Raw genomic sequence first — 24119 nt, 5'->3', positions numbered from 1 at the left:
TCCCTCGCATGGAGCGCGACGCCGCGGCTTCGATCGGCGGCCCATCGCGCGTTCGCGCGCGCCGACGACGTGCTCGCATCCGCATCGCCGCGCCTTCGTCGCCGGTACCGACGCGCGCGGCACCCGGCTTTGCGCCGTCAGCCCGGCGCACGAAAATAGACAGCAATGCGTAATACATATGTAATCATTCGCTGCGACGATCGCATCCCGGCCGGCCCAGGCCGCGCGGAATGCGCCGCGCTCGCACGCGGCGCGCGGGCGCAAACGCCCGCCGCCGACGCCACCCTTTTTCGAAGCCCGTTTTCGTTTCACAGGATCGACGACATGTTCTTCAAGCGCTTGTTCGCTTTCTCCCCGGTCGCGCTCGCGTGCGCGGCGACGCTCGCGCTCGCCGCCTGCGGCGGCGACGACCCCGCCCCCACGCAGCCGATCTCGGCAAAGGTGCAGGTGGTCGGCCATCGCGGCGCGAGCGCGCTGCGCCCCGAGCACACGCTCGCGTCGTACCGCAAGGCGATCGAGGACGGCGCGGACGTGATCGAGCCGGACCTCGTCGCGACGCGCGACGGCGTGCTCGTCGCGCGCCACGAGAACGAGATCTCGGGCACGACGAACGTATCGGCGCTGCCGCAGTTCGCGAGCCGCAAGGCGACGAAGACGATCGACGGCGTGCCGCTCACCGGCTGGTTCACCGAGGATTTCACGCTCGCCGAGCTGAAGACGCTGCGCGCGCGCGAGCGCATCCCGCAGTACCGTCCGGCGAACACCGCGTACAACGATCAGTTCGAGATCCCGACGTTCGACGAGATCGTCGCGCTCGCGAAGCAAATGTCCGCGCAGGTCGGCCGCACGATCCATCTCTATCCGGAGACGAAGCACCCGACCTACTTCCAGTCGATCGGCCTGCCGCTCGAGGACCGCCTCGTCGACGCGCTGCGCCAGGACCCGTACACCGCGCGCGACGCGACCGTCTACATCCAGTCGTTCGAAGTCGCGAACCTGAAGGCGATCCGCAACCGCATCGGCGCGAGCCAGCCGAACTGGAAGCTCGTGCAGCTGATGGACGAGCCGAAGCAACGGCCGTACGACTTCGTGAAGGCGGGCGATGCGCGCACCTACGGCGATCTGTCGACGCAAAGCGGGATGCGCGAGATCGCGACGTATGCGAACGCGCTCGGGCCGTACAAGACCTCGATCATTCCGGTGGGCGCCGACGGCGCGCTGCAGCAGCCGACGAACTATGTGCGCGACGCGCACGAGGCGGGGTTGCTCGTGCATCCGTACACGTTCCGGCCGGAAAACAACTTCCTGCCGGGCTCGCTGAAGGACGGCGGCGCGCCGAGCGCACGCAACACGGCGGGCTCGGTGCGCGAGATCCAGGCGTACCTGCGCGCGGGCATCGACGGCTTCTTCACCGACGATCCCGCGGTCGGCCGCGCCGCCGTCGACACGTTCCGCCGGTGAGCCTGCGCGCGCGGGCCGCGCGTCGCCGCGGCCCGCGCGCGAACGACGCGTCGCCTGTCAGCAACCGGCAGCAAGACGCCTCACAGCGAGCTTACAATGCAGCCTCCCTTCCTTCGGAGGCCTCCCCATGACACACGGCCTGCACGGCCCGAAGCGCTGGTACGCGCTCGTCGTTCTCTGTCTGGGCGTGCTGATGATCGTGCTCGACTCGACGATCGTCAACGTCGCGCTGCCGTCGATCGGCGCGGACCTGCGCTTCGCCGAAACCGCGCTCGTCTGGATCGTGAACGCCTACATGCTGACGTTCGGCGGCTGCCTGCTGCTGGGCGGCCGCCTCGGCGACCTGTACGGCCACCGCCGGATGTTCCTCGCGGGCCTCACGCTCTTCACGCTCGCATCGCTCGCGTGCGGGCTCGCGCAGACGCAGGCCGTGCTGATCGCCGCGCGCGCGGTGCAGGGGCTCGGCGGCGCGGTCGTGTCGGCCGTCGCGCTGTCGCTCATCATGAATCTGTTCATCGAGCCGGGCGAGCGCGCGAGGGCGATGGGCGTCTACGGCTTCGTCTGCGCGGGCGGCGGCAGCCTCGGCGTGCTGCTCGGCGGCTTCCTCACGAGCGTGCTCAGCTGGCACTGGATCTTCCTCGTGAACCTGCCGATCGGCGTCGTGGTCTACGCGCTGTCCGCCGCGCTGCTGCCGAAGGCGCGCGCGCAGGCGGCCGACGCGCGGCTCGACGTCGCGGGCGCCGTCGCGGTGACGGCTTCGCTGATGCTCGCGGTCTACGGCGTCGTGAACGGCAACGAGGCCGGCTGGCTGTCGACGCAAACGGTCTCGCTCCTCGCCGGCGCCGCCGCGCTCTTTGCGGCGTTCGTCGCGATCGAGGCGCGCGTCGCGCATCCGCTGATGCCGCTCGTGCTCGTCGCGAAGCGCAACGTCGCGGCCGCGAACGCGATCGGCGTGCTGTGGGCGGCCGCGATGTTCGCGTGGTTCTTCCTGTCCGCGCTCTACATGCAGCGCGTGCTCGGCTACGGGCCGCTCGAGGTGGGCCTCGCATTCCTGCCCGCGAACCTCATCATGGCCGCGTTCTCGCTCGGCTTGTCCGCGAAGATCGTGATGCGCTTCGGCATCCGCGGCCCGATCGCGGCGGGGCTCGTGGCCGCCGCGATCGGCCTCGCGCTCTTCGCGCGCGCGCCCGCCGACGGCGGCTTCGTCGCGCACGTGCTGCCGGGCATGGCGCTCCTCGGCATCGGCGCGGGCGTCGCGTTCAATCCGGTGCTGCTCGCCGCGATGAGCGACGTCGCGCCGAGCGATTCGGGGCTCGCGTCGGGCATCGTCAACACCTCGTTCATGATGGGCGGCGCGCTCGGCCTCGCGGTGCTCGCGAGCGTCGCGTCCGCGCGCACCGATTCGCTCGTCGCCGCGCACGCGGCGCTGCCCGTCGCGCTCAACGGCGGCTATCGCGTCGCGTTCGCGTGCGGCGCCGTGTTCGCCGCCGCCGCCGCGTGCCTCGCGTTCGCGCTGCGCATCCGCGCGCAGTCGAACGCCGCGGCCGAGCTGCGCGGCGCAGCGCATTGAGTGGCGCGAAACACGCGGGCTGCGCCGGCGGCGCGCATCGCTCGCGGCGGGGTGCGGCTCGTCTGTTGCCGATTGTCGGTTGCGGGTTGCGGGTTGCGGGTTGCGGGTTGCCTGTGGCCTGTGGCCTGTGGCCTGTGGTCTGTTGCCGGTCGCCGGTCGCCGGTTAAGCGTTGCGCCGTGTGTGCTCGCCTTCGAGCGCACCGCCGCGCGACACCTTCCGAGCGCATCGTTCGCGGCTGGCGATCGAGCTCCGGCGCCGGCGGCTTCGCGCGGGCGGCGGGGTGCGGCCGCGCCGTCCGCCGCCGCCCTCTTCACGCCCGATCTCGCATCGCATGCCGCGCGCGGCTGACTGCCTTCGTCCGCTCGACGCCCTCGCGATTCTTCCCCGATCTTTTTGCGCATTTCCGCATCGACTCGCGAGTTTTGCGACAATGTCGGATTCGCCTCGCGCCGTCGCTTTCAAACGCCTAACGTTCTCCGCCGATGTCGTTGCCTCATATCGATCCGCTCTACTCCCTGTCCGGCCTCCTCGTCGGTTTCCTCGTCGGTCTGACGGGCGTCGGCGGCGGCTCGCTGATGACGCCGATCCTCGTCCTGCTGTTCAACGTGCATCCGGCAACCGCAGTCGGCACCGATCTGCTGTACGCGGCGATCACGAAGGCGACGGGCACCTTCGTGCACGGGCTCAAGGGCACGGTCGAATGGCGGATCACCGGGCGCCTCGCGGCGGGCAGCGTGCCCGCCGCCGCGATCACGCTGTGGTTCCTGCATTCGCACGGCATGCACTCGCAGGAAACGAGCCGGATGATCCAGCTCGTGCTCGGCGCCGCGCTGCTCCTCACGTCGCTGTCTCTGCTGTTTCGCCCGCAACTCGCCGCATTCGCCGCGCGGCGCACGCGCGCGCTGCCGCCAAGCCCGGCGCGCACGCTCGCCGCGACCGTGCTCACGGGCGCCGTGCTCGGCGTGCTCGTGTCGCTGACGTCCGTCGGCGCGGGCGCGATCGGCGTGACGGTCCTGCTGCTGCTGTACCCGGCGCTGTCGACGACGCGCATCGTCGGCTCCGACATCGCGCACGCGGTTCCGCTCACGCTCGTCGCCGGCATCGGGCACTGGATGCTCGGCTCGGTCGACTGGTCGATGCTGGTGTCGCTGCTGATCGGCTCGGTGCCGGGCATCGTCGCCGGCAGCCATCTGTCGGCGCGCGCGCCCGAAGGGCTGCTGCGCCGGCTTCTCGCGACGACGCTCGTCGCGGTCGGCGCGAAGCTCGTGCTTTCCTGACCCGCATCGCGCGCGCCAGGCGTTGGTCGGGCGCGCCGCGATCGCGCGGTGCGGTGCCGCGCCGGCCATCGCAGCCCATCGCTGCGCCTCGCCACCCTTCGCAGCCGTCGTCTCCTCGTCCCCTCGTCCCTTCGTCCCTTCGTCCCTTCGCTGTCTCCGACGCGGCTCGACGCAGCCACTCAGCCTTCGCGCAACCGCCACGCAAAAAAACCTCGCGAGCGCGATGCGCCCGCGAGGCAACGATCGCCGCGAAGCCGCCGCCCCCTAGCGTTGGCCGCCCGCCGTCGCGAGACGACGGCGAGCGGCCTGGCCGAAAACGGCTAGCCCCGCGTCACTGCCCCTGCTGTTGCTTCTGCTGCTTCAACTGCAGCGCCTTCTGCTGACGCAGCAGCACGCGCTGCAACGCCGTGCGGTCCGCCAGGACGCCGTCGTAGAACGTGGCGAGATCCGCCTTCATCGCGATCCGCGAATGATCGTTCAGATAGATCATGTGGCCCGACGGATAGTATTTCATCGTCAGGTTCGCCGACTTGAGCGACGGATCGAGCGGCATCTGCTGCAGCGTGAGCTCGGTCTGATGGAACGGCGTCACCGCATCGAAGTAGCCGTTCGCCGACAGCACCTTGAGGTCCGGGTTCAGGCTCATCGTCGCGGCAAGGTCGCCCGCCGTGTACAGCGTATTGCCGCCGCCGCGGCTCGCGCCCGTCGGATCGGTGTGGCTGAAGTCCCAGTTGTTGAACACCTGGTCGTTCAGATCGACGAACGACGACGTCGACACGTACTTCAGGTCGTTGTTGATGTAGTCGTTCCACAGCACCGTGTACGCGCCGCCGACGTTGCTGATCGACGGATCGTTGCTGCCCGAGTTCGGCAGGATGTACGGCGCGATGCCCTTGCCCGTGTAGTTCGCGCGTCCGTCGTACTGGCCGATCTGGATGCCCGGCACGAGCGTCAGGAAGAACGTGTACGGCGGGTTGTCGTCCGACGACGGCACGTTGCCGAGCGCGGCCGGATTGCCGAACGTCTGGATCAGCGAGACGGGATCGGTGCCGATGTATGCGCCCATCTGCTGCGCGGCCGCGAGGTTCAGGTTCAGGCGCACGTTGACGAAGCCCCCGTCCTGCGGATTCGGCGCCTGCGCGAGCGGCGTGAGCACGTTGTCCGCATAACTGCGCGCCTGCGCCATGTACGCGTCGAGATCGGCCGGTTTCGGGCTGACGGTCGTCTTGTTCCAGTAGAACGCGTCGGCCGCGAGCGTCGGGAAGATGCCGATCGCGCTCACCGCGTTCGAGTAGTCGAGGATCGACGATTGCAACGTGATCCCGTTCAGCTCGATGCCGTCCTCATGCAGCACCCATGACGTCACCGCGCTGCGCGCCGTGCCGTACGATTCGCCGAACAGGAACTTCGGCGAGTTCCAGCGCGCGTACTTCGTCAGGTAGCGCTGGATGAAGCGGTCGATCGAGTGCGCGTCCTGGTCGACGCCCCAGAAATCCTTGTTCTTCGCCGGCGCGATCGCGGCCGAGTAGCCGGTGCCGACCGGGTTGATGAACACGAGATCCGAGCGGTCGAGCAGGCTCTCCGGGTTGTCGCGCAGCCGGTACGGCGCGGGCGGCGTGAAGTTCGGGAACGACGACTGCAGCCGCTTCGGCCCGAACGAGCCGAGCAGCAGGTAAACCGCCGACGAACCCGGGCCGCCGTTGTAGAAGAACGTGACGGGGCGCGGCTTCTTCGGATCGGGATTGTCGAGCGTGTACGCGACGTAGAACATCTTCGCGTTCGGCTTCGACGTGATCGGATCGATCGTCACGAGGTGGCCGGCCGTCGCCGTGTAGGTGAGGGTCTGGTCGCCGAGCTTCACCTGCCGGTGCACGAGCGCCGCGCCTTCCGTCGCGTCCGTCACGGAATCGTTCGGGCCGGTGCCGTAGACGTCGTTGTCGATGTACGGCTGATCGGGCGGCAGCGCGGCGTTGGTCGTCGCGTCGGCGGCCGTCGTCGCGTTCGCGGACGTCGCCGAGTTCGCGACGTTCGCGGCCGCGAGCGACGGGCTGCCGCCGCCTCCGTCATCGCCGCCGCACGCGGCGACGAACAGCGCGGCAAGGGCGGCAGCGGCGACCGGTCGCGCCGCCCTGCCCAATCTGAGCGCGAAACCGTCTTTCAAGGACTTCTGTGTCTTCATTATTGCCCTCTCGAATAGAACGATAAATTCCGCCGATTGAAACGGATGATTTCATCGACGTTCCTCGCTTGGAATGCGACCGTTATGCGACGCGCACCCGAGCATTTTCGCCATGCGCAGCATTGGCGCACGGAATTATTTACCCGCTCGAATTTCCGGTTCGACGCACTGGAATCAACTCCAGAATAAAATCGGCAATCGAAATGCCGACCGCGCGGGACGCCCCCTGCGTTCCGAGCAGACAAGCCCGCCCCCTGCCAGCAGCCAAGCGGCCGCGGGCATTGTTCTTTTACAAAAAATAATCCCCACCCGATTTTCGATTAATCATCATCCGCCAACGGAATCCGATTTTTCGAGGACCGAAAAATATTCCAGAAAGGATTAATTAATGAAACAGAAATATATTAGTCACATGTAATTTTTAAAAATATGAGCAAATATCGGCGCATATTAGAAGCGCCGGTCTGCAACGTAAAGTAAGAATTTGTTACAGGAAAAATGACGAATCGCGGCGATCCGGCCGATGCGGTTCGCCAATGAAAAACGGCCGGCCGCACGTACGTGCGGGCCGGCCGTCGCGGGCAATCAGGTGCGTGCGACGCCGCGTCAGAGCGGCACGTCGATCGCCCCCGCGCTCACCGTGATCGCGTTCGCGCCGGGCGACTGGACGATGGGTGGCAGATTCGCCGTCGACAGCGCGGGCGCGGCCCCCGGCACGCCGCCGCGCGGCACCGTGCGAATCACCTGCGACGGCGGCAGCGGCGCGCCGTTCTTCAGGTGGTTCCACATCAGGTTGAGCGCCTGCTCGTCGTAGTAGTGAACGGGCACGAAGCGCGTGTCGAAGCCGGGCACGGGCAGGAACGCGTCGAAATGCTGGCCGTTCGTCACTTCGTAGAACGACAGCTGGCTCGCGTTGCCCTCGGTCGCGCTGTTCTGCGCGACATACGCGCGCGACGCGTGGTTGACGGGCACGAGCGCGTCGCTGCGGCCGTGCACGATGATCGCCGGCTTGTGCTGCAGGTTCGCGTTCACGCGCACCGCGTCGACGTTCGCGCCGATGCCGAGCTGGTTCGCGCTCCAGAGCTGACGCAGGCAAAACGCGCCCGCGAAGCTCGCGTCCGGCGTCGCGAGCCGGTGGTCGACGCCGCCCGACGCGCCGTTGAACACGAGATTGATGCCGTTCGTCGGCGGCACGCCGTTGCCCGCGCCGAACAGGTTCGTCATCGGCGACGTGGCGGGAGCGGCGACGGCGCCCGTCGCCGGGTTCGTCGTCGCGAAACTGAAGTTGCACAGGTTGTCGCTGACGCGCGAGCGCGTGTACGCGTTCGCGTACGTGACCGCGATCGCCGGCGTCGCCTGCGAATCCCACATCGGCGCCTGCAGCAGGTCCGAGTCAGCGAGATAGCCGGCCGCGTGAAGCTGCGCGAGCGCGTCGTTCGCCTGGCTCTGCGTATCCGCGCCCGACACGAGCCCGGCCGCGGCGAGCGTCGCGCAGCGCTGGATGCGGATCGACTGCGTGACGCCCGTCGGCAGCGCGCTGAGATAAGGCGCGCCCGTCGCGGCGGGCGCCGCGGCCGCGCACGGCTGCAGCAGGTTCGCGAGCGTCGCGTAATCGGCGAGCGGCCGGCCGAACGACGGCACGGGCACGCCGCCCTGCTCGACCGTCACGCCGGAGCTCAGGCGCACGTTGATCTGCGGCTCGCCGACGACGACCGCGGTGATCCAGCCGCGCGTATCCTGCTCGGCCGCCGCGAGCGCCGCGCCGCCGCCGTTGCTGACCGACGCGGCGATCGTCGTGATGTCGCCCGGGCGGTAGCGGATGCCGCGGCGCGTGCCTTCGACGACGGGCCCGAACTGCTGGTTCAGCGCCCAGTACGCGAACTCGACCGCCTGCAGCGTCACGCGCCCCCAGTCCTGCTCCGGGTTCTGCTGAGAATGCGCGTGCTTGTACGCGTAGCGATTCGGAAACGCGCTGTTGAACGAAGCGAGCGCGCCGCTCGACTCGCTCGCGGTGAAGAGGCTCGCGCTGCCGGCGCTCGCCGCGCTCGCGAGCGTGCCGTCGATCAGCGTGACGAGGCCCGTGCCGATCTCGTGCGCGCCGTTGCCGCCGCCCTTGTCGTTGTACGCGACCGCGCAGCCGCGCTTCAAGCCCCATTCGCCCGCCGACGCGATCGCGCCGTAGACGCCGCGCGAGCCCGACGCCGTCGCCGTCACGATGCACGGATTCGCCGGATCGAAGCTCGCCGGCACCTGCACGAGCAGCGTGACGTTCTTGCGGCCGGTGCCGTCGTCGGAGTACGCGAGATATTCGGTGCCGGCGATCTTGCCTTCGCCGAGCGTGTCGTTGCCGGCGAGATCGACGTTCGGCCCCCAGAAGCGCCCGTAGCCGCCGTTCGGCGTGACGTCGACGAGCGCGCGGTAGTTCGAGTAGATCGCGAGACGCCGCAGCTCCGCCGCCGTCGGCTGCGCCGGATTCGCGAAGCCGGGCCGCGTGTCGCCGCCCAAGCCCGTCTTGCCGAGGCCGGCCGTCAGCAGATCGTCGCTGACGCCGTCGAAGGCCGTGGTGCGCACGCTGCCCGAAACGAAGCCGGGCAGCACGTTCACCTGTGCGTTATCGTCGCCGTGGCATGCGCCGAGCAGCACGCTGCCGAAGAGCGCGAGCGCCAGCATCGACGCGCGCTTCGATCCGCCCCTGATCGTCGTCATTGTTGCCCCTAGTCAGCTTGATTGGTTCTAGCCGCCCGATCGTCGAGCGGCGCGCGCCGAGCCGGGCCGGCGCGCACGGCGGGCGGCGCAGCGACGCCGCCCGCGCATCGCCGTCACTGCGGCTGAACGGACAGCTTGTTGTTGACCGACGCGACGCCCGTCACGCCTTTCGCGGCCTCGACCGCCTTGTCGATCTGCGACGCATCCGGCACCGATCCCTCGAGCGTCACGACGCCGCCCTTCGCGCGCACCGTGATGTTCGACACGTTCACGCCGTTCACCTTCGAGATCGCCTTGCGCACCGCGTAGCCGAGCTTGCGGTTCGATTTGCGCGCGGTCTTCGCGGCCGCCTTCGACGCGTTCGTCGCGGCGGCGGGTTCGCTCGCCGCCGCGGCGGGCTCGCTCGCCTGCGCAAATGCGTTGCCGCACGCGAGCGCCGCGACGATCATGCCTGCGACAGCCTTCGATACGATCGATTTCATGCGTTCTCCTGATTCTGATGGTTTCGACGGGAACCGCGACAGCAGGCGATGCTCGGTCCGCGAGCGGACCGCGATGCGGCGTCGCGCGACGCCGCACGTCGGCTGCGCGAGATGATGCGGGACGTGCGCCGGCCGGGAATCGGGCCGGATGCGAACCGGCGCGCGGCGGATCGGAACCCGTCCGCTGCGCGCCTCGCCGCGCCGGAACGCTGCGCGACGACGGGCGCGGCCGTTGCGGCGCATGCGGCCGCATCGGCCGGCGCCCGGGCACGCGTTCGACAGATGAACACGCGCCCGGGCACCCTGCACAATGTAATCCACAGTCCGCGTGCGCGCCAAGTTCTCTTGCCGCGGCGCGACGCAGCGCGCCGCCGCAGAGCCGCCGAACTCGGGTACCATCGCCGCGAACAGACCGCCAGCCGTCAGTCTCATGAAGCCAGACCAACCTCGCCGCCGTCATCGGCCGCACCGCATCGTCGCCCGTTTCGTCGCGGTGTCGTGGCGCGATCTCGCGATGTCGATCGGACCGACCGTCGCGCTGTCGATCGCCGCGATCTGGCTCGCGATCGCGCTGATCCAGCCCGCGCCGCCGACGTCGCTCGCGATCTCGGCCGGCCCGCCCGGCAGCACGAACTGGCGCGCCGCGCAGCGCTACAAGCAGATCCTCGCGAAGAACGGCGTGACGCTCGACGTGCTCGAATCCGAAGGCTCGGCCGAAAATCTCGCGCGGCTGTCGGACCCGGCGCAGAAGGTCGACGTCGGCTTCGTCCAGAGCGGCATCGAGCAGAAGGAGAAGCAGGAGAATCTCGTGTCGCTCGGCAGCGTCGGCTACGTGCCGCTCGCGATCTTCTATCGCGGGCCCGTGATCGAGCGGCTGTCGCAGTTCAAGGGCAAGCGGCTCGCGCTCGGAGCCGAGGGCGCGGGCGCGCACGAGCTCGGCCTCGCGCTGCTGAAGATGAACGGCATCGCGCCGGGCGGCTCGACCGAGCTGCTGCCGCTCGCGGGCGAGGACGCGGCGCGCGCGCTGACCGAAGGCAGGATCGACGCCGCGTTCCTGTCCGGCGACTCGACGCAGATTCCGGTGATGGCGAAGCTGTTCCGCGCGCCCGGCGTGCATTTCTATTCGTTTACGCAGGCCGAGGCGTACACGCGGCGCTTCCCGTACCTGACCGACATTACGCTGCCGATGGGCGTCTACGATCCGGGCACGAACCTGCCGCCGTCGGACATCCACACGCTGTCGCCGACCGTCGAGCTGATCGCGCGCGACACGCTGCATCCGGCGCTGTCGGACCTGCTCATCGAGGCCGCGCGCGAAGTGCACGGCCACGCGACGATCCTGCAGCGCGCGGGCGAGTTCCCGTCCTCCGTCACGCACAGCAGCTTTCCGCTGTCCGACGACGCCGCGCGCTACTACAAGTCCGGCAAGACGTTCCTGTACCGGAAGCTGCCGTTCTGGGTCGCGAGCCTCGTCGACCGGCTGCTCTTCATCGTCGTGCCGCTCATCGTCGTGCTGATTCCGGGGCTGCGGCTCGTGCCGGCGCTGTACGGCTGGCGCGTGCGCTCGCGGATCTACCGCTGGTACGGCGCGCTCATCGCGCTCGAGCGCAACGCGCTCGGCGAGCACACCGCGCAGGAGCGCGTCGAGCTGCTCGACAAGCTCGACGACGTCGAGGAATCGGTCAACCGGATGAAGATGCCGCTCGCGTACGCCGGCCAGTTCTACGTGCTGCGCGAGCATATCGGCTTCGTCCGCGAGCGGCTGCTCGCGCGCGAACACGAGACGCCGTCGCCCGCCGCGCCGGACGCGCGAACGCAAACGCAGCCAAGGCCCGCCGGCAGCCCGCCTCCGTCAACCGGCGCTTGAGCCGAAATTCCGTCGCGGCGGCTGCATTTGCCCGCGCCGCCGCGTAACATTGAACAACGGGGCCGCGCGTTGCGTCCTTTTCCTCAGGAGACTCTCCATGACCGTCGGCCTCGACGCCTCCCAGCCGATATGGTTCTACGACTTCCTGTCGCCGTTCTCGTATCTGCTGCTGGAGCAGCACGGCAAGTGGCCCGGCATCGCGTTCGCGCTCACGCCGGTGGCGCTCGCCGAAATGCATCGCCGCTGGGGCCACCGCCCCGCGTCCGACGTGCCCGCGAAGCGCGTCTTCACCTATCGGCACGCGCTCTTTCGCGCGGAGCAGCTCGGCATCCCGTTCAGGATGCCGCCCGCGCATCCGTTCGATTCGACGCGCCTGCTGCTGCTCGCGATCGCGCTCGATTCGGACGTCCACGCGATCCGCGAGATCTTCCGCTTCGTCTGGCGCGAGGGGCGCGACCCGACGGCGCCCGACAATTTCGCCGAGCTGTGCGGCCGCGTCGGCATCGCGCACGACGACGACCGCATCACGTCCGACGAAACGCTCGCGCAGCTGCGCCGCAACACCGAGGACGCGATCAGCCTCGGCGTGTTCGGCGTGCCGACCTTCTGGCTGAACCGCCAGCTCTTCTGGGGCGAGGACGCGCTGCCGATGGTGCTCTACTGCGCGCGCACGCCGAGCTGGCTCGAATCGGACGAAGTGAGACGAATCAGCGCGCTGCCGTCCGGATTCGCATGACGTCGCCCCGCTTGCCGCGCCGCGGCCGCGCGATGCGCCGCGCCTGCGCCTGCGCCTGATGCCGCCTTCCCCACCGCAGATGCAACGGGATCAAGACCCCGCCGCGTCGCTCGACGTGTGGCTCGTGCGCGTGCTGCGCACGCTGCTCGTCGAGCGCAGCGTGACGCAGGCCGCGCTGCGCCTGAACCAGACCCAGCCCGCGGTGAGCGCCGCGCTGCGCAAGCTGCGCGACGCGCTCGGCGATCCGCTCCTCGTGCGCGGCAAGACGGGCATGGTGCCGACCGAGTACGGCGCGTCGCTCCTCGGCGCCGCCGAGCGCGCGCTGCACGACATCGACTTCGTCGCGACGCCGCACGGCCCGTTCGATCCGGACACCGCGCGCCGCACGTTCCGGATCGCCGCGCCGGATTACCTGAACGACTTCTTCATGCCGACGCTGATCGCGCGCTTTCGCGCGGCGGCGCCGCACGCGCGGCTCGAAATCGATTCGCTGAATCCGTCGCTCGATCACGCCGCCGCGCTCGATGCGGGCGCGCTCGATCTCGTGATCGGCAACTGGCCGAAGCCCGATCCGCGCTTCGTGCGCACCGATCTGTTCTCGGACTCCGTCGTCTGCCTGATGCGGCGCGACCATCCGCTCGCGCGCGCGCCGCTCACGCGCGACGCGTACGCGAACGCCGCGCATCTCGCGCCCGCGCCGTACATCGGCGCGCGGCACAACGCGATCGAGATCGGCCTCGCGCGCGCGGAGATCGCGCGGCGCGTCGTCGCGACGCTGCCGTACTTCGGGCTCGTGCCGCAGGTGCTGCTGCAGTCGGACCTGATCTTCACGACGACGCGCCGCTTCGCGATCCATTACGCGCAACTGCTGCCGCTCGTCGTCGCCGAGCCGCCCGTACCGTTTCCGCGCATTCGCTGCTATCAGCTCCGGCATCCGGCGCCCGATCGGCCAACCGACGTCGATTGGCTGAGCGCGCTGATGGGCGATGTGTCGGCGGCGTTGACGGTACGGGGAAAGCGGCGGTAAGGAGCCGGCGGCGAATGTGCCGCGCGAGCGTGATGCGCGACGCCGTCGGTATCGGTATCGGTATCGGCGTCGGCATCGGTATCGAGCCGTCGATGGTTACTCCGCGCGTCGCTCGTTCGCCAACGAATGCATCGCAGAGCGAAACGCCGACAAGCAGCCGGACCGCATCGCATCGACACGATGCACGCCCCGCGGATACGTCGCGCACGCATCCGTCGAAGGCCCTCGCCCGCGCCATCGCACCGCGCACGCACCGCCGAATCAGCGCGATGAAGAGCGCTCCGCTGAGCGCAGCGGCAACGTCTGCCAACGTCGGCGCGGTCGGCCCGCGGCGATGCGCGAAGAGGAGCCGCACCGCGAACGCCGCTCCGCGCACGGGCACGCCGAGCCAATCCCAGCACGCACCAATCGCAGCGCGCACTCGACGCCGCCCAGCAAGCAATGAGGGGTTTGTCGCGACCTTATCGTGACCTTATCGCATCTTGTCGCGACCTCATATACTGAATTTCGTGCCTTCCCCGCCGAACCGCGAATCGTCGATTCGCGGCCCCATGCGCCCACGCCCACGCCTTCGCCTACGCCTTCGCTCACCGCCGCCGCATCAGCGCGATGAAAAACGCACTGCCGAGCGCCGCGGTGACGATCCCGATCGGCAGATCCTCCGGCGCGGCGAGCGTGCGCGCGGCGACGTCGGCCCACACGAGCAGCGCCGCGCCGCTCAGCCCCGCGACGGGCAGCAGCCGCCCGTGCTCCGCGCCGACGAGACGCCGGCACAGATGCGGCGTCACGAGCCCGACGAAGCCGATCGCGCCGCTCACGGCGACCATCGCGCCCGTCGCGAACGACGCGATCACGAACACTTCGCGGCGCATCCGCGCGACGGACACGCCGAGCGAGGCCGCCGCGACGTCGCCGGACATCAGCGCGTTCAGCTCGCGGCGACGCGCGAACAGCAGCAGCGCCGCGAGCGCCGCGCAGCACGCGGGCGCGCCGAGCAGATCCCAGCGCGCGAGCCCGACGCCGCCCAGCATCCAGAACAGCACCGACGACGCGGCGCGCGGATCGCCGAGATACAGCAGCAGGTTCGCGACCGCGGTCATCACGAACGACACCGCGATGCCCGCGAGCAGCAGGCGATCCGATTCGAGCCGGCCGCGCCGGTACGCGAGCGCGATCACGAGCGCGGTTGCGGCGAGCGCGCCCGCGAACGCCGCGAACGACAGCGTGAGCGGCCCGAACGCCGCGCCGAAGCCGAGCGTCGCCGCGACCGCGCCGAGCATCGCGCCCGAGCTCACGCCGAGCAGATGCGGATCGGCGAGCCGGTTCGCGGTCGCCGCCTGCAACGCGACGCCGACCATCGCGAGCGTCGCGCCGACGAGCGCCGCGAGCAGCGCGCGCGGCAGCCGGATCTGCCAGACGATGCTGTCTTCGGCGATCGACGCGCCGTGCGGCGCGAGCGCATCGATGCGCAGCAGATCGGCCACGTGCGCGGCGACGATCGCGACGACGCGCGCCGGCGCGATCGGTGTCGCGCCGAGCGCGACCGCGGCGACGATCGAGCTCGCGACGAGCGCCGCGAGCGCGGGCAGCACGAGCCGCGCGCGCCATCGGCGGCCGCTCGATGCGGCAGACCCATGCGATGCATCGACGATCGTCGCGTCGCTCATCGCGCCGCCCTCGCGAACGCGTCCGGATGCAGGCCGCGCGCGATCGTCTCGACGGCCGTCGCGTTCTCGACGCCGGGCGTCGCCGCATCGTACGGAATCACGATGAAGCGGCGCGCGCGTATCGCGTCCACTTGCGCGAGCGCCGGCTGGCTCAGCAGGAACCGCTTCTTCTGCTCGGCCGTCACCGCCGAATAGTCGACGATCACGATCGCCTGCGGATTGCGCGCGACGACGCTCTCCCAGCCGACCTGCGTCCAGCTGCGCGGCACGTCGTCCATCACGTTGCGTCCGCCCGCCGCCGCGATCAGCGCGTTCGGCATCGCGAGCGCGCCGGCCGTCAGCGGCTTGTCGGTGCCGCTGTCGTAGACGAACACGCGCGGCGGCGCCTTTCCGCGCGCCGCGCCCGCCCCCGCGAGCGCGCGGCGCACCGCGTCGATGCGCGCGCGCATCGCGCCGACGACCTGCGCCGCGCGCGCGTCGACGCCGAAGATCCGGCCGAGGTTCGTCAGATCGCGATAGACGTCGTCGAACGACGCGGGCGGCCGGCGCATCACGTCCGAGCACGACTCGCTCAGCTCGTACGTTCGGATGCCGAATCGTTCGAGCGACGCGGGCGTGACCGGGCCGCCCGGATTCATCCCGTAGCCCCAGCCGGCGAAGTAGAAATCCGCGCGCGCGTCGATAAGCGCCTCGAGCGACGGATAGTGCGTCGCGAGCTCGGGCACGCCCGCGAGCGCCGCGCGCAGCCGCGCATTGCCGGTCTTCCAGCCGGCGATGCCGGTGTAGCCCGCCATCCGGCTCTTCAGGCCGAGCGCGATCATCATCTCGGTCAGGTTCGCGTCGTTGCTCACGGCGCGCGCGGGCGCGCGCTCGAACGTCACGTCGCGATCGCAGCTGCGCACCGTCACCGGAAAGGCGATCGCATCGCCCGTCGTCGCAGCGGCGGCGATCATCGCGGCCGTCGCGAACGACAGCGTGCGGGCGGCGTGCGCGCGCGCCGCGCCGGGCGAAGCAGCGCTTCGTTTCAACATCGTTCGGCATCCTCCGGATAGATCAGCGTGACCCGCGGGCGCCCCGACACCGGGTGCGCGTCGACGATCGCATCGACGCCGAACACGCCGGCAATGAGCGCGCGCGTCAGCACGTCGGCGGGCGCGCCGCTCGCGACGATGCGCCCGCCCGCCAGCACGTGCAGCCGGTCGCAATACGCGGCGGCGAGATTCAGGTCGTGGATCGTCGCGAGCGTCGTCACGCGCAGCGCGCGCACGCGCGCGAGCAATTCGAGCTGATGGCGCACGTCGAGATGGTTGGTCGGCTCGTCGAGCAGCAGCAGCGCCGGCTGCTGGACGAGCGCGCGCGCGAGCAGCGCGCGCTGCTTCTCGCCGCCCGACAGCGACGCGAAGCGCCGCTCGCGCCGCGTCCACAGATCGACGTCGCGCAGCGCGGCTTCGACGATGCGCGCGTCGTCCGCGGTGTCCGCATCGAACAGGCGCTTGTGCGGCGTGCGGCCCATCCGCGCGACTTCCTCGACCGTCAGCCCGAAATCGTCGGGCGCTTCCTGCTGCAGCACCGCGATTCGCTGCGCGCTCCAGCGCGGCGACGCGCGCCACACGTCCTGCGCGTCGAGCGTCACCGTGCCCGCCTGCGGCCGTGCGAAGCGGAACGCGCAACGCATCACGCTCGTCTTGCCGCTGCCGTTCGGGCCGATGAGGCCCGCGAGCTCGCCCGCGCGCACGGTCAGCGACAGTTCCCGCAGCACGCCGGGCGCGCCCGGCGGCGACCAGCTCAGGCATTCGATGTCGAGTGTCGCGGACATGGGCGGGCCTCGTCGAGGGTCGTCAGGATGGGCGGCGCGCTAGAAGCGCAGCGTCGCGACGAGCTCGGCCGAACGCGACGGCCCGAGCAGCCATTGCGCGCCGCCGTTCGACGTCGACGCCGCGTACGTGCGGTTCGCGAGATTGCGCGCATAGAGCGCGACGTCGACGTCGCGCGTCGCCTGCCACGCGAGCGACGCGTCGAACACCGTGTACGACGGCACCGGCACGAGGTTCGCGTCGTCGCCGTAGCGGCGGCCGACGTAGCGCACGCCCGCGTTCGCTTGCCAGCCGGGCGCGAACGCCCAGCCGATCCACAGGTTCGCGCTCTGCTGCGGGATGTCGTGCGGCACGTTGCCCGCGCGCTGCACGGCCGCATCGCCTGTGCGCTGACTGAAATCGTCGTAGCGCGCGCGCAGCCATGCCGCGTTCGCATCGATCGTCACGCCGCCCGGCAGCCGCACGCCGCCCGCGAGCTCGACCCCGCGCGACGACTGGCGGCCGACCTGCTGCGCACGCGCCGGATTGAGCACATCGGTGCTGACGAGACCGCGCTTGACGATGTCGTACACGGCGAGCGTCCAGTACGCGCGGCCCTCCGCGATCTCGTGCTTGACGCCCGCTTCCCACTGGCGGCCGGTCGCGAGCGTGTAGTTCGCCTGCGACGCCGACAGCGTGACGAGCGAGCCGACGCCCTCCGCGCCCGTCGTGTATTGCGCGTACGCGGCGAGGCTCGGCGTGATCTCGTAGACGAGCCCGCTGCGCCAGCCGGTGTGCGCGAAGGTCTTGTCGAACGTGCCGCCCGCGATCAGATCGTCGCGTCGCAACGACAGATGGTCGTAGCGCAGCCCGCTCACCCACGCGAGCCGCGGCAGCACTTCGAGCCGGTTCTCGACGAACGCCGCCGCCTGGCGCGTGCGCGTGCGAAAGCGCGGCAGCGTCGGATCGGGGCTCGCGAACGCGCCGGGATCGAAGCCGTATGCATCGACCGTCGATGCGCCGCGATACGGCGAATTGTTCGCGCCGTCGAACGCGATCTGGTTGAACTCGACGCCGATCACGAGCCGGTTCGCCCGGCCGAGCACGCGCGAGTCGATGCGCGCCGTGAGCCGCTCGCCGAACTGCCGCTCGCGATGGAAGATCTCGAGATAGTCGCCGCGCGCGACGGTGCGCGACGCCGCGTCGAGCGCGTACGATTCCGCGTCGCGCCAATGGCGGCGCGTCGCGAGGTAATAGAGCTGGCCGTCGAGCGTCACGCCGTTGCCCGCGCGATACGTCGCGGCGAGCCGCGTCCACGTGTCGTGATAGGCGATCGTCGCGTCGCCGACGTTGTAGTTGCGCTCGCGCAGCGCGCGATCGAGTACGCCGTTCGTCACCGGCGCGCCGAAATAGGTCGCGGGCTTCTGGCGGCCGTAATCGAAATCGAGCGCGATCGACAGACGCGGGTCGACGTCGAGCTTCAGCGCGCCGCCGACGGCCGTCGTGTGCGCGTCGCCGCGATCGACGAAACCGCGCGTGCGCTCGTCGCTCAGGTGGAAACGATAGGCAAGATGCGAACCGAGCGCGCCCGTCGTGTCGAACGCGACGCGCTTGCCGCCTTGCGTGCCGATGCCCGCCTGCAGCGTCGTCGAACGCTCGCGGCTCGGGCGCTTCGTCACGACGTCGACGACGCCGCCGATCGCCCCTTCGCCGTACAGCACGGACGCGGGCCCGCGCAGCACCTCGATCCGCTCGGCGGACCACGTCGAGAACGGGAACGTGGCCGTGCCCGCGGCCGGATAGAGGCGCACGCCGTCGACGAGCGTCGTCACCGATTCCTGCCCCGCGAAGCCGCGCACGCTGAGCGCGGTGCCGCCGTTGCCGGGCGCCGCGGCCGTGCTGAAGCCCGCCGCGCGCGTGACGGCGTCGACGATCGTGCGATCGCCGCGCGCGGCGATCTGCTCGGACGTGATCGCCTCGACGCTCGCGGGCGTGTCGAGGCTCGCGAGCTTCAGACGCGAGCCTGCCGAAAGCGGCGTGGACAGCGCCGGCGGCGCGTGCGGCGCGCCGCTCGTCACGTGCACGGTCGGCAGTTCGCGATGGCTTTCGCGCGCGGGCTCGGCCGGGTCCGCGTCGGCGGCGAGCGCGCCGGACGCCGTCATCGCGCACGCGAGCGCCGTCACGCAGCGCTCGATAGTCGTGCTGCGCCGTGACGGATCGGCGCAGGCCGCCTGGTCACAATGCACGGCGTGGGCGGCGTGGGCGGTGCGCGCGCCGGCCGCTGCGGGCGTCCGGCGCAACGCGCGGCAACGCGACGGCGCGTGTGGAATCCGGCTCATCGGCGAACCGCCTCGGCCGTCATCGATGCCGGGGCGCGCATCGTGCGCCCCGCTGTCGTCCCCGCTGTCGCCCCCGTTTCGCGGTCCCGGATGCGCCCCGCCTGTTTCGCTACGTTCACTGCTCGTCGACTCCCGCAACCTTGATCGGCATCGCGCGGGCGACTCGACGCCGTCGATCGGCGGCAGGGACGACGGCCCCGCCGCATCGGCGTCGCGCACGCGCGCTTGTGTGCAGGCGACGCGCGCGTCGCGCGATCGCGATTGCTTGCGGTTCGCCTACACGGCGGGGACGATGATATAACATATCATCCTACTTTTGCACGGGGATCGAGGTCGAGGAATCGAGGAATCGAGGAATCGAGGAATCGGGAGAACCGGGAGAACCGTCGGAATCGGCGCGGACGATACATTCGACCGCGATCGGCACATCACGAGCCCGCCCGACGTCCGCGCGAGCGATCCGGACCGACACATGCCGATCACGGAACAAAGCGTTCGACGACATGCCGCCTGCATGCTGCAGGCGCGCGTGCCGGCCCGCACGCGCTCACTTCGCGCAGAAGGTTTCCTGCAAATGCGTCCAGCGCACCGCGCCCGTCTGCGAATCGCGCTCGAACACGACGGTCGAGCGGCGCGTCGGCAACTCGCCCGTCGCGTCCGTCTGATACTCGCAGTAGCTGACGACGCCGTGCGTCGACTCCGCCGCGAGCGCGCGCATCTCCGAAAACGTGATCTTCAAGCCGGGCTTGCGGCCGGCGAGCCGCGCGAACAGCGCGCGCATGGCCGCGTGATCGTAGACGTTACCGTCGGTGCCGATCATCGTGAAGTGCGGCGCGAAGCGCGCCATCAGCGCGTCGAGCGCCTCGGGCCCGGATACGTCGCCCGACAGCCAGCCGCCGATCGCGTCGCAGCCGGCGACGACTTCATCGAAATACGGTTGATGCGCTTGCATGGGCTTCTCTCGTCAAGGCGCGCGACACATGGCGCGCGAATCCGCGAGTCTACGCGATGCGCGCGGCGCGCGCATTCGATGCGATCCACGCGTCGGCTATTTTCAATGGCGACGAACGCTGGTTTCCCGCGTGTGCCGCTCGGCACGCGCATGTCGCGTGCCAATGTGCGGACTTTTCCGCAAACATGCCGTTCGCGCTCGAAGGCGCAACGCGCCGATGCGCTTGGGTGCGATCGCGCGCACGACCGAACGCCGACAGTCGACTCGAGCGTCCGCGACATTCCACCCCCGATCAGCACGCCGGGCGGCCGACGCGTGTCTGCGCCGCTGCACGAAATTCGACATCGCAAACGGTGGCGCTCCACGTCGACGCGCCAAAACCGGATCGAGAGATATCGAGCGCGCCGCGAATCGACGCGCCGCGCTCGATCGCAGGCACTCCATCTGCGTCCGTTGGGGCCAGCGCATGCCCACGCCGCTGCAAGACGCGCGACGTCGCAACGGGCACGGCTCCACGCCGATGCATCAAAGCGGGATCGAAGGATATCGAGCGCGCCGCCGCAAGACCCGCGCCATCGCGGCCCGCGACGCAGCGGCTCAGCGCGCCGGAACCGGATCGAGGCCCGTCTTGCGCACGTCGTCGGCCGACGCGGGCGACGCCAGGTAATCGAGCAACGCGCGCGCCTCGCGCGGATGGTTCGCGCCGACCGGAATCCCGCCCGCGAACCGCGTGACCGATTGCAGCGCCTCCGGAATCTTGCCGACAAACGTCGCGCCCTGCACCGGCAGCAGTTCGCTCACCTGCTGGAAGCCGAGCGCGTAGGTGCCGTCGGCCACCTTCGACGCAACCGGAATGCGCGGCACCATCGTCGCCTTCGGCCTGACCTCGGCCTCGACGCCGAGCCGCTTGAACAGCTCGTTCCCGATGTAGACGCCGCTCGCGCTGTCCGAATACGCGACCGACTTCGCCTGCAGCAGCGCGGCCTTCAGCGCGTCGGGCGAGCCGATGTCCGGCACCGGCTCGCCCGCGCGCACGACCGCGCCGATCCGCGAATCGGCGAGCTCGACGCGCGAGGCCGGATCGACCTTGCCTTCGCGAATCAGCGTGTCGAGCGCGTAGCCGACCATGATCACGACATCGGCCGGTTCGCCGCGCGCGAGCCGGTTCGGGATCGCTTCGGGCGTCGCGCCCATCGACGGGCCATAGGCGATGTCGAGCGTGTTGCCCGTCGACGCCTCGAACTTCGGCGCGAGCAATTTGTACGCGGCGGTGAAGCCGCCGGAATTCATCACGTGCAGCTCGGCTGCATGCGCTTGCGCGAGCGCGGCGGCCGCAACCAGCAGCGCGACGCCGATCTGCTTCGTCAGGGCGTGTCTCATCGTTGTCTTCGTGTTCGGGCGATCGTCGGATGGGAAGCGACGGTCATCTTCGCGGAAACCGGTTTCGCTGAATAGCGCTGGTTTGTACGGATCGGCCGGCGACGGCGCGCCGTCGCCGCTCGCATTCGCGCAACACACGCGAAAGGGGCGGCTTCGGCGCGATTCGGTCTGATGCGATTCGATGCAATGCAGTGAAATGCAATTCGACGCGATGCGATGCGATGCGATGCGGCGATCGTCACACCGCGCGCCTCGTGCGCGCCAACGCGCGATGCCCGCTCACGCCGCCGCGCAATCGCCGCGCGTCACGCTCCCGCCCGCGCCGCGCGCACCGCCTGCGCCGCGCGCAGGATCGACTCGCCCGTCGCGGGCGCGGCGAGCGGCGGATTGATCGCGTACTCGCCGAGCGCCGCAATCGCGTCGCGGATCGCGAAAAACACCGAGAACGGCAGCAAGAGCGGCGGCTCGCCTACCGCCTTCGACCGGTGGATGCTGTCCTCCGCGTTGCGGTTGTCGAACAGCCTCACACGGAAATCCGGCGGACAATCGTTGACGGTCGGAATCTTGTATGTCGACGGCGCGTGCGTCTTCAGCTCGCCGCCGTCGCTCCACCACAGCTCCTCGGTCGTGAGCCACCCCATTCCCTGGATGAACGCGCCTTCGACCTGCCCGATATCGAGCGCCGGATTCAGCGACGCGCCGACGTCGTGCAGCACATCCGCGCGCAGCACGCGCATCTCGCCCGTCAGCGTGTCGACGACGACTTCCGACACCGCCGCGCCGTACGCGTAGTAGAAGAACGGCCGCCCGCGCAGCGCCGCCTGATCCCAGTGCAGCTTCGGCGTCGCGTAGAAGCCGTCCGACCAGAGCTGCACGCGCGCGCGATACGCCTGCGCGACGACTTCCTCGAACGGCACGGCCGCATCGCCCACCCGCACTTCGTCGTGCACGAAGCGCACGTCGGCCGCGCTCGCCGCGCCGGCGCCGAAGCGCTCGGCCGCGAACGCGGCGAGCCGCTCGCGCAATTGGCGCGCCGCGTCCTGCGCGGCCTTACCGTTCAGATCGGAGCCCGTCGACGCGGCCGTCGCCGAGGTGTTCGCGACCTTGCTCGTGTCGGTCGCCGTCGCGCGAATCCGCGCGAAGCCGACGCCGAGCTCGTGCGCGACGACCTGCGCGACCTTCGTGTTGAGCCCCTGGCCCATCTCGGTGCCGCCGTGGTTCACGAGAATCGAGCCGTCGGTGTAGATGTGGACGAGCGCGCCCGCCTGGTTGAAATGCGTGACGTTGAACGCGATGCCGAACTTCACCGGCGTGAGCGCGATGCCCTTCTTCAGCACCGGGCTCGCCGCGTTGAACGCGCGCGTCGCCGCGCGGCGCTCGCGGTACGCGCTCGTCGCCTCGAGCTCGGCGATCAGCTCGGGGAGCACGTTGTCCTCGATCGTCTGCCCGTAAGGCGTCACGTTGCGCTCGGTCTTGCCGTACAGGTTCGCGCGGCGCACGTCGAGCGGATCGCGGCCGAGCGCGCGCGCGACGCTGTCGACGACGTACTCGATCGCGAACGCGCCCTGCGGGCCGCCGAAGCCGCGAAACGCGGTGTTCGACTGCGTGTTCGTCTTCCCGCAGCGGCCGACGATCGACACGTCGGGCAGCCAGTACGCGTTGTCGAAGTGGCACACCGCGCGCGTCATCACGGGCCCCGACAGGTCGGCGGAGAAGCCGCAGCGCGACGTCATGTCGACCGCGACGCCTTCGATCACGCCCGCATCGTCGTAGCCGACGTCGTAGCGGGAATGAAAGTCGTGGCGCTTGCCGGTGATCATCATGTCGTCGTCGCGATCGGGGCGCAGCTTCACCGGGCACTGCAGCTTCCACGCGGCGAGCGCCGCGCAGCACGCGAACAGGCCCGATTGCGATTCCTTGCCGCCGAAGCCGCCGCCCATCCGCCGGCATTCGACGAGCACGTCGTGCGACGCGAGCCCGAGCGCGCGCGCGACGAGATGCTGCATCTCGCTCGGATGCTGCGTCGAGCTGTAGACGTGCATCGCGCCGTCCTCCTTCGGCACCGCGTACGCGATCTGCCCTTCGAGATAGAACTGCTCCTGGCCGCCGAGCGTCATCTCGCCCGACTCGCGATGCGCGGCGCGCGCGATCCGCGCGGCCGCGTCGCCGCGCGCGAGCTTCATCGGCGGCAGCACGTACGAGCCGGCCGCGCGCGCGGCCTGCGCGGTCAGGATCGCCGGCAGCTCGTCGTATTCGATCTGCGCGAGACGCGCGGCGCGACGCGCCGCATCGTGCGACGTCGCGACGACGACGAACATCGGCTGCCCGACGTACTGGACGACGCCGTCGGCAAGCACCGGATCGTCGTGGACGATCGGGCCGCAATCGTTCGCGCCAGGAATATCGGCCGCGGTCAGCACCGCGACGACGCCCGCCGCCGCGCGCACCGCGTCGAGCCGCATCGACACGATCCGCGCGTGCGGCTTCGCGGACAGGCCGAGCGCCGCGTGCAGCGTGCCCGCGACGAGCGGGATGTCGTCGGTGTAAGTCGCGCGCCCGCTCACGTGCAGATGCGCGGACTCGTGCGGGCGCGACACGTGGACCTGCTTGAACGCGTCGCGCTCGGCGTCGGCGGCGACGCTCAGGAAGGGTTCGGCTTGCTGGTTCATGATGCGATGGCTC

16 protein-coding genes are annotated in these 24119 nt (G+C 70.1%); 6 read left to right on the top strand and 10 right to left on the bottom strand.

Annotated features, from left to right (window positions below):
• Positions 1-324 precede the first annotated feature (324 nt).
• The 3 genes from WS78_RS03610 to WS78_RS03595 all read left to right on the top strand — a co-directional run bounded on the left by WS78_RS03610 (position 325) and on the right by WS78_RS03595 (position 4309).
• Positions 325-1461: a glycerophosphodiester phosphodiesterase gene (locus tag WS78_RS03610; RefSeq protein WP_059583557.1), complete on the top strand. Its 1137-nt coding sequence runs from the start codon at positions 325-327 to the stop codon at positions 1459-1461.
• Positions 1462-1588: 127 nt separating this feature from the next.
• Positions 1589-3031, top strand: a complete 1443-nt coding sequence (locus tag WS78_RS03605; RefSeq protein ID WP_038751857.1) for a DHA2 family efflux MFS transporter permease subunit — start codon at positions 1589-1591, stop codon at positions 3029-3031.
• A 483-nt stretch (positions 3032-3514) separates the two neighbouring features.
• The gene (locus tag WS78_RS03595; RefSeq protein ID WP_038751855.1) at positions 3515-4309 is read left to right on the top strand and encodes a sulfite exporter TauE/SafE family protein; all 795 of its coding nucleotides are present in this window, start codon (positions 3515-3517) and stop codon (positions 4307-4309) included.
• A 331-nt stretch (positions 4310-4640) separates the two neighbouring features.
• Here the strand turns inward: WS78_RS03595 and WS78_RS03590 are convergent, their stop codons facing one another.
• The 3 genes from WS78_RS03590 to WS78_RS03575 form a co-directional block, all read right to left on the bottom strand.
• Positions 4641-6488 carry a S10 family peptidase gene (locus WS78_RS03590; protein ID WP_059583554.1) on the bottom strand — a complete coding sequence of 616 codons (1848 nt, stop codon included), beginning with the start codon at positions 6486-6488 and terminating at the stop codon, positions 4641-4643.
• A 606-nt stretch (positions 6489-7094) separates the two neighbouring features.
• Positions 7095-9194 (bottom strand): D-(-)-3-hydroxybutyrate oligomer hydrolase, encoded by a 2100-nt coding sequence (locus WS78_RS03580; protein ID WP_038751850.1) that lies wholly within the window; start codon positions 9192-9194, stop codon positions 7095-7097.
• A 113-nt stretch (positions 9195-9307) separates the two neighbouring features.
• Positions 9308-9676 (bottom strand): BON domain-containing protein, encoded by a 369-nt coding sequence (locus WS78_RS03575; protein WP_059583674.1) that lies wholly within the window; start codon positions 9674-9676, stop codon positions 9308-9310.
• Between the two features lie 430 nt (positions 9677-10106).
• Between WS78_RS03575 and WS78_RS03570 the strand changes: the two genes are divergently transcribed.
• From WS78_RS03570 to WS78_RS03560, 3 genes are all read left to right on the top strand, one after another.
• Positions 10107-11543, top strand: a complete 1437-nt coding sequence (locus WS78_RS03570; RefSeq protein WP_059583551.1) for a TAXI family TRAP transporter solute-binding subunit — start codon at positions 10107-10109, stop codon at positions 11541-11543.
• A 97-nt stretch (positions 11544-11640) separates the two neighbouring features.
• On the top strand, positions 11641-12279 hold the full coding sequence (locus WS78_RS03565) for a 2-hydroxychromene-2-carboxylate isomerase (RefSeq protein WP_038751842.1): 639 nt from the start codon (positions 11641-11643) through the stop codon (positions 12277-12279).
• A gap of 79 nt (positions 12280-12358) precedes the next feature.
• Positions 12359-13306: a LysR family transcriptional regulator gene (locus WS78_RS03560; protein ID WP_059583549.1), complete on the top strand. Its 948-nt coding sequence runs from the start codon at positions 12359-12361 to the stop codon at positions 13304-13306.
• Positions 13307-13893: 587 nt separating this feature from the next.
• Here WS78_RS03560 and WS78_RS03555 read toward each other — a convergent pair.
• The 7 genes from WS78_RS03555 to xdhB form a co-directional block, all read right to left on the bottom strand.
• A complete protein-coding gene (locus WS78_RS03555) occupies positions 13894-14973 on the bottom strand; it encodes a FecCD family ABC transporter permease (protein WP_038751837.1) in 1080 nt (359 codons plus the stop codon).
• Positions 14970-16004, bottom strand: coding sequence for an ABC transporter substrate-binding protein (locus tag WS78_RS03550; protein ID WP_059583546.1), 1035 nt, complete (start codon positions 16002-16004; stop codon positions 14970-14972). Before WS78_RS03550 ends, WS78_RS03555 begins: the two co-directional genes overlap by 4 nt.
• Positions 15998-16789 (bottom strand): ABC transporter ATP-binding protein, encoded by a 792-nt coding sequence (locus WS78_RS03545; RefSeq protein WP_038751832.1) that lies wholly within the window; start codon positions 16787-16789, stop codon positions 15998-16000. Before WS78_RS03545 ends, WS78_RS03550 begins: the two co-directional genes overlap by 7 nt.
• A gap of 39 nt (positions 16790-16828) precedes the next feature.
• On the bottom strand, positions 16829-19105 hold the full coding sequence (locus WS78_RS03540; RefSeq protein ID WP_059583544.1) for a TonB-dependent receptor: 2277 nt from the start codon (positions 19103-19105) through the stop codon (positions 16829-16831).
• A gap of 547 nt (positions 19106-19652) precedes the next feature.
• Positions 19653-20057, bottom strand: a complete 405-nt coding sequence (locus WS78_RS03535; RefSeq protein ID WP_038751827.1) for a nuclear transport factor 2 family protein — start codon at positions 20055-20057, stop codon at positions 19653-19655.
• A 597-nt stretch (positions 20058-20654) separates the two neighbouring features.
• Positions 20655-21437, bottom strand: coding sequence for a substrate-binding domain-containing protein (locus WS78_RS03530; RefSeq protein ID WP_059583671.1), 783 nt, complete (start codon positions 21435-21437; stop codon positions 20655-20657).
• A 305-nt stretch (positions 21438-21742) separates the two neighbouring features.
• On the bottom strand, positions 21743-24106 hold the full coding sequence (gene xdhB, locus WS78_RS03525) for a xanthine dehydrogenase molybdopterin binding subunit (protein WP_059583541.1): 2364 nt from the start codon (positions 24104-24106) through the stop codon (positions 21743-21745).
• Positions 24107-24119: the final 13 nt, after the last annotated feature.

The sequence above is a fragment of the Burkholderia savannae genome, from assembly GCF_001524445.2.
Classification (GTDB): domain Bacteria; phylum Pseudomonadota; class Gammaproteobacteria; order Burkholderiales; family Burkholderiaceae; genus Burkholderia; species Burkholderia savannae.
Note: the sequence above shows the minus strand (reverse complement) of the source record. Positions and strands in the feature narration are given on the sequence as shown.